We start from the raw sequence: 6,897 nt of genomic DNA, 5'->3' as shown, positions 1-6,897 counted from the left end.
GGATACTGGCGGTGACACAGGTGGCGATACTGGCGGTGACACAGGTGGCGATACTGGCGGTGACACAGGTGGCGATACTGGCGGTGACACAGGTGGCGATACAGGTGGCGATACAGGCGGTGATACTGGCGGTGATACAGGTGGTGACACAGGTGGCGATACAGGTGGCGATACTGGCGGTGACACAGGTGCAATATACGAGTCTGATATCGAAACAAAGCAATCAGGTGTGCAGCATTTATCTGTTGATGCAAGTGCATTGGAGATGGGCGTCAAAACAACCACAACTCGTGAATTTGATATCCGTAGCACCTCAGATGTCGATGCTCGTGCTGATTTGGCGCTTACAGGTGTTCTCCCAGGGCCTATAACCATTCAGGTATCAGGTGACAATGATGCTGAAACGGAAAATGGCTTCAAAGCTTATGAAGGTACTGGAAACGTAACTGGTGAAGGTGATTTGGCTTACATTGCAACCTATAAAGACTTTGGTGCTAACGGTGAGATGCGCATTGCACATATAGATGGCACAGCAGCCAATGGCGCTGTACCTGTAGATGGTGTAGCTGTAGTGGGTAATAAGACAGCGACGCTACCGACAGAAGGTACGTTTGAGTATGCTGGTGATGCCACCAATCGTAAAGTAGGTGTAGACAATGCGATTGAATATGGCAGTTCTGAGTTCACGGCTGACTTCGTCAATAGTAAAGTTGAAGGTAAGCTTAACTTTATTAAAGCTGGTGAAATTGGGCTATCGGCAGATATTAACGGCAATAAGTTCTCTGGTGCGGCAGCTGATGAGAGTGGCTACAATACCGAAGGCGCATTCTACGGTAAAGATGCTAACTTCATTGGTGGTATCTATGAAGGTAATGGCTCACAAGGTACCTTTGGTGCAGAGAAGGATGGTACAGCAGCTAATCCAGTTGAGCCAACTGAGCCACTTCCAGAAGTGCCTACTAACCCAGATGTAGCAGCAGATGCTGAACTTACTGGCTTCCAAAGCAACACGCTCAGTAGTAAAAAGTTCGTAAGTGTTACGAAAGATGCGATTGGTTATGCAGAGATACGTGATGATAAGTCTGACTTTACAAAGACTGTGACTGTAGATGGTTCTAAAGTTCCTGTAGACAACCGTGCTGGTGATAACTTTACTAATTATGACAGCTTCTTAGCTCGTGCTGATATGACTAAGCCTGAATCTGTAAAACAGAAGGTTCTTGTTAATATAAGTGGAACTGACGATTCAGATTATGGTAATGGATTTAATCTGCATACTGAAAACACAAAAGTTCAAGGTCCTTCAGAATTAGATCTAAACTATTCATCTGTTTATAAAAACTTTGATTCACAAATGCAAATTGGACATGTATATGGAGATCCAAAGTTAGTTGCAAAAGACTTAGCACGTGTATCTACTGTTTATGTACAAGGCAATGGTACTAGTCTTGACGACATGCAGTATATGAAAGACTTGGCACAGTACAACATTGATAACAACATCAATGATGGTATGGTAGCCTATGCTGGTGTTGCTACCTATATGGAGAACCTGCATCTAAAAGAAGGCGCTCGCGGTGGTCCGGTAGTTGATGGTACCTCTAAGTTCGATGTTGATTTTGTGAACAGCAAGCTTGAAGGAACATTAACGTTTGCAGATGGTGACTATAAATATATGCCAGCTAATAAACAAATCAGTATTAATGCAGATATTGATGGTAATACCTTTGCTGGCAATGTAAATAATATCGATACTGCCGGTGGATTCTACGGCGAGGATGCCAACTTCTTAGGCGGTGTCTATCAACAAGCATTAGAAAAAGGCGGTAAAGGTGCACAACCAGGAGAAGGTACAACCTTCCAAGGTACCTTTGGTGCCGAAAAGCAATAAATTAATCAGATAAATACATAATCTTAAATAAAAAAGCGCCTTAGGGCGCTTTTTTTCTCGCTTAAACGATTAAAATGCCTTAGGATAATTGAGGTTGAAAAAATGTTTAGGAAATTAGTGATCGTACTTAGGTAAGGATACCCATGAATAATCAATATATGCGCAAACCTATCACCGCTTCTATTTTGCTATCAATGATGGCGTTTTCTCTACCATCACTGGCTGCGCCAGATGATTTACCAGACATAGAGCCCGAGCTTAGCCAAGCTGATGAACTCTTAAAACGTGAAAGTCAAACTACTGTAGCAGACCCTACTGCGCCTTCCACTACTGTCACTGACACAGAAGCACAACGCGCCATCAAAAGTCGTCAACAACTCGCTGCAGCAACTGCTTATAATTTAGAAGCGTTAAAAGCCAATCCAGCCGCGTTTAGCAAGTTCTTAAATGATGCTTTAGCTGCGCAAGATATGGTGACAGTTAAACAGATATTGCCGCACTATAAAGCGTTGGAAACCAATGATCCTATGCTCATTAAGTTTGCTGACGCCTTAATATATCGCAGTGAAGCTAAAAACAAACAAGCCATTGAAATCTATCGTGAGATGTTAGCAGCAGATCCAGATTTCCATCCCGTACGTTTAAATATGGCAATTGCCATGCAAGCAGATAAGCAGTATGCCGCTGCAAAAGAGCAATTTCTAAAACTTCAGTCGGTTGATTTACCAGCCCCTGTCATGGCGAGAGTTCAAAACTCGTTAGCTCAAATTAATAGTTCAGAGAAATGGCAGTTTAATGCCTCTGCCAGCTATGTGAGAGATAGTAATATTAATGATGCACCCTCTAAATCTATCCAATCTAACTTAGGACGCTCGATAGAGCAAAAGTCAGCCAATGGTGTTCAGGTATCAGGCAGCGCAAACAAACGCTTTAATTTACCAGAAAACTTTTATGCAACTGTGGGCGGCAATGCCTCCTTAAAAGCCTTCTGGGACGAAACTGATTATAACGACTATTTATTTACCGCTTCTGCTGGGGTCGGTTATGACGATGCCAAAAACGATATATCACTCACGCCGTTTGTCACTAAGCGATATTACGATGAAGATCCCTATAGCTTACGTAAAGGCGTGACCGTGAGTGGCTCGCGTTGGGTTAAACCGAAGCTCAAGCTATCTGCAACAGGTATCTTATCCAATGAAACCTTTGAAGACGATGACAATAAGAACCGTGAAACAGATGGTCGATTTCTTGGCCTAAATGCGTTTTATATTAAAGACGCAAAAGAATACTTTTATGGCGGTTTAGGTAATTATCAAAATGATGTGCCTAAATCAAGCATTATCAGTTACGACCGTAACTCAATTAATGGTGGCTGGGGGCGTGAGTGGAAACGCGGTATCTCAACCCTCGCGTCAGTAGGTTACGGCATTAAAAAGTATGGGGATCCTGCTGATGCCTATCCAGCAGGTAGTGGTGCTTGGAAAGGCTATTATAATGCAGTAGGCGGAGAGCCTGGCTCAAGAAGAAAAGACAAAACCACCTCGCTAGGTCTGCAAGTATGGAAGCGCGATTTTACCGTACTTGGCTTAACACCAAGACTGGTATTTGATTATGAGACCACATCTAGTAACTTCGCTTATTATGATGATCGTGATGAAAAGTCAGCAACGGTACTACTAACCAAAACTTTTTAATAATATATAAAACGTTGATACTAAAAGACCTCGCTACGATTAGCGAGGTCTTTTTATTAACAGCATTATTAACAGAACCGTAAACAATAATTACTTATTTATCTAAGTTCATTTCCATCTCTTTATACTTAGCAGATACTGACGGTCTTGGACCACCAGTCATGATACTGACAGCAAAGATGGCGATGGTACTCAAGATAAAGCCTGGAACGATAGCGTATAACCAACTGTTTAGTGCCACTCCATTCATCTCGAACGGGCCATAGACCCACAGGATAACGGTCAATGCACCAACCACCATACCGGCGACCGCGCCATTGCGGTTCATGCCGCGCCATGTCAGACTGAAAATAACCAAAGGTCCAAATGCCGCACCAAACCCTGCCCAAGCATTAGAAACTAAGTTCAATACCGAGCTTTCTGGATTAGACGCCAGCAAAATAGCGACAACGGCCACCACAATCACTGAGATACGGCCGACCAATACTTGACGCGCTTCTGGAGCGTCTCTATCAAAGAAAAGCTTATATACGTCTTTGGTCAATGAGCTTGATACCACGAGTAGTTGTGATGATATGGTACTCATAATTGCGGCTAAAATGGCCGCTAATAAGAAACCTGAAACAAGGGGGTGGAACAAAAATTGCGTGAATACCAAAAAGATGGTTTCAGGGTCATCTAGCGTCATTGCCGTTTTTTGTACGTAGGCGCGGCCCGCGATACCCGTAACACAAGCACCGATCAGGCTGATAATCATCCAGCTCATACCGATATTACGTGCTGTTGGCACATCTTTCACTGAACGAATCGCCATAAAACGTACGATAATATGCGGCTGACCAAAATAACCAAGGCCCCAAGCGAGTAAGGAGATAATACCTAAAGCTGTCATGCCACTCGTGATATCGAGCATGCTTGGATCGATGGCTCTGATAGCATTGGTCGTTGCGCTTACGCCACCAAGGTCAGTCAAAGCAACGATAGGGACAATCACCATGGCAAAGAGCATGATAATACCTTGCACAAAGTCGGTCATTGATACGGCTAGGAAACCACCAAATAGCGTGTAAGCGACGACGACGCCAGCGGTCACCCACAGACCTGTACTGTAAGAAAGGTTGAGCGAGCTTTCAAAGAGCTTACCGCCACCGACCAAGCTTGCGGCGGTATAGACGGTAAAGAATAAGATAATAACCACGGCTGAGATAACCCGCAGTAAATGTGATTTGTCCTCAAAGCGGTTGGCAAAATAATCAGGTAAAGTGATGGCGTTGTCAGCGACTTCGGTATAAACGCGAAGCCGCGGTGCCACGATGATATAGTTTAAAAAAGCACCCAAGGTCAAACCAATGGCAATCCAAGCGCTGACCACACCGTCAGCGTACATCGCACCGGGCAACCCAAGGAGTAACCAACCTGACATATCTGATGCGCCTGCTGATAAAGCGGTCACGGCAGGGCCTAGGCTACGACCACCGAGCATATAGCCTTCAGTATCATTGGCTTGCTTAAAATAAGCATACACGCCAATCCCAATCATCACTAAGAAATAGGCGCCAAGTGATATCAGCACGCCACTAGAAACTCCGTTCATATAAACTGTCCTTAACCAACATAGTTGGCTGTCATTATTTTTAACGAGAAAAATTGAGTCTTATAAGACGCTGCTTAAAAACCATATCTCAATGTATCTCAAGATAAAAAATCTAAAGACGAAAAAAGCCATTAAGTAGGACATAATGGCTTTTATTCGAAATCTGCTGTTAGTTTTATATGATTGGTGTGGTTATGGGTTGATACCTACAAAGTCGTGATGAAATGCAAACGGCAAACTTGTAACGCAATCTTATCTTCTCACTCGCTCGCATCAAATCATCATTTATAAACATCAGCCGCTTATATAACCAATCATTTAAAACCACCAAACCTACTGCTTACTATCATATATTACTAGAAGTCTTCAATATATGATTATCAGTGAGTTTCAGGTAAAATTATGTTATCTAAACAACGTCAGACGTATTATAACGTATGAGTCGCACAAATGCGAACGCGCCTATTTATCAAATAAATATCTTGATTAGCGAATAATATATAATCGCTTGCCAAAGCTTTAGTCAATTGGCGCAAGCAAATCTAGTAAAGCCGTTACGCTACTAGATTGGGTGAGTTTTGGATTAATGACCACGCCCAAATAACGCTGTAATTCGATATTATCGGCCATATCGATACGTTCCAAATCCTGACTGACCATAGTTTGCGGCAATACTGACCAACCAAGTCCGACAGAAACCAGCATGCGGATTGATTCTAAAGGATTAGTGCTCATAGTGGCATAAGGTTTTAAATTATGCTTGGCAAATTCCGCTAACGTAATCTGGCTGGTAAAAGTATTGGCAGACGGTAAGATAGCAGGGTAGCGCGCCAATTGCTCGAGCGTCACATTGGACTTGGTCGCCAAAGGCGATAACGTACCGGTCATAAAGTAAAGAGGATCTGACCACAAGGTATGATAGGTTAAGCGTTTATCATAGACGGGCGGCAAGGTTAAAAATGCGAGTGACAAATCGCCATCGAGCACGGCTTTATGAGCCGTTTCTGAATCGACAAAATGCACTTCTAACTGCACGGCAGGATAGGCTTGGATAAAATGCTTGAGCACAGGGGCTAGATGGTGCAAGCCAATATGGTGGCTGGTGCCGATAACGAGTTTGCCCGAGACAATATGCTGCGAATGCTGGAGATTGATTTTAAAGTTTTCATAATCTTCAAGCCAGCGTTTGGCATGAGGCAACATCTCACTTGCCGCTTGCGTCGGGACAATACCGCGCCCGACGGTATCAAATAGGGTGATGTTAAATTCGTCTTCTAAGTTTTTAATACGTTTACTGACCGCAGGCTGAGTGATAAACAGCTTTTCTGCGGCACCTGAAATACTGCCTGTTTGCATAACCGTGACAAATGTCGTCAAATTTGTGGTATTCACACCGATGTCCTTAGCTAGTAGCGAGCTATAATTAAAAGTTGGGTGGCCTAATCAAAATGAATTAGAAATAAAAGTTTGTGAGTATGTAAAAATCATCAATTATTATTATAGGATTAGCCTGCTATAATCACAAGACATCAAGACGTATTGTGACATATTTATTCTGTTAAGCGCATTTTTGACGGCGTATTACTTGTTTTACCAGGCGTTTAGCATCATAAATAGTCATTATTATAAAATATTTGCTTTTATAAAATCTCTGGTTAATTAAATATTAGATGTAAACAGCAACTTAAAGTGCGCCAGCAAATAGATTAAGTCAT

Annotated in this window: 4 protein-coding genes; 2 read left to right on the top strand and 2 right to left on the bottom strand. The window is 42.8% G+C overall.

Features of this window, described 5'->3' with window-relative positions; all coding sequences use genetic code 11:
- Positions 1 to 1,891: transferrin-binding protein-like solute binding protein (locus FOR85_RS01790; protein ID WP_190295472.1), on the top strand; the 1,891-nt coding region annotated here is incomplete at its 5' end.
- 143 nt (positions 1,892 to 2,034) lie between these two features.
- Positions 2,035 to 3,588, top strand: a complete 1,554-nt coding sequence (locus FOR85_RS01785; RefSeq protein WP_144296457.1) for a porin family protein — start codon at positions 2,035 to 2,037, stop codon at positions 3,586 to 3,588.
- A gap of 94 nt (positions 3,589 to 3,682) precedes the next feature.
- On the opposite strand, the gene putP is transcribed toward FOR85_RS01785, so the two are convergent.
- On the bottom strand, positions 3,683 to 5,182 hold the full coding sequence (gene putP / locus FOR85_RS01780; RefSeq protein WP_144296456.1) for a sodium/proline symporter PutP: 1,500 nt from the start codon (positions 5,180 to 5,182) through the stop codon (positions 3,683 to 3,685).
- 519 nt (positions 5,183 to 5,701) lie between these two features.
- Positions 5,702 to 6,574, bottom strand: a complete 873-nt coding sequence (locus FOR85_RS01775; protein ID WP_144296455.1) for a LysR family transcriptional regulator — start codon at positions 6,572 to 6,574, stop codon at positions 5,702 to 5,704.
- Between the last annotated feature and the right edge of the window lie 323 nt (positions 6,575 to 6,897).

Origin of the sequence: Psychrobacter sp. YGAH215, assembly GCF_007280595.1 — a bacterium.
GTDB classification, from domain to species: Bacteria; Pseudomonadota; Gammaproteobacteria; order Pseudomonadales; family Moraxellaceae; genus Psychrobacter; species Psychrobacter faecalis.
This window is presented reverse-complemented; position numbering and strand designations above follow the sequence as displayed.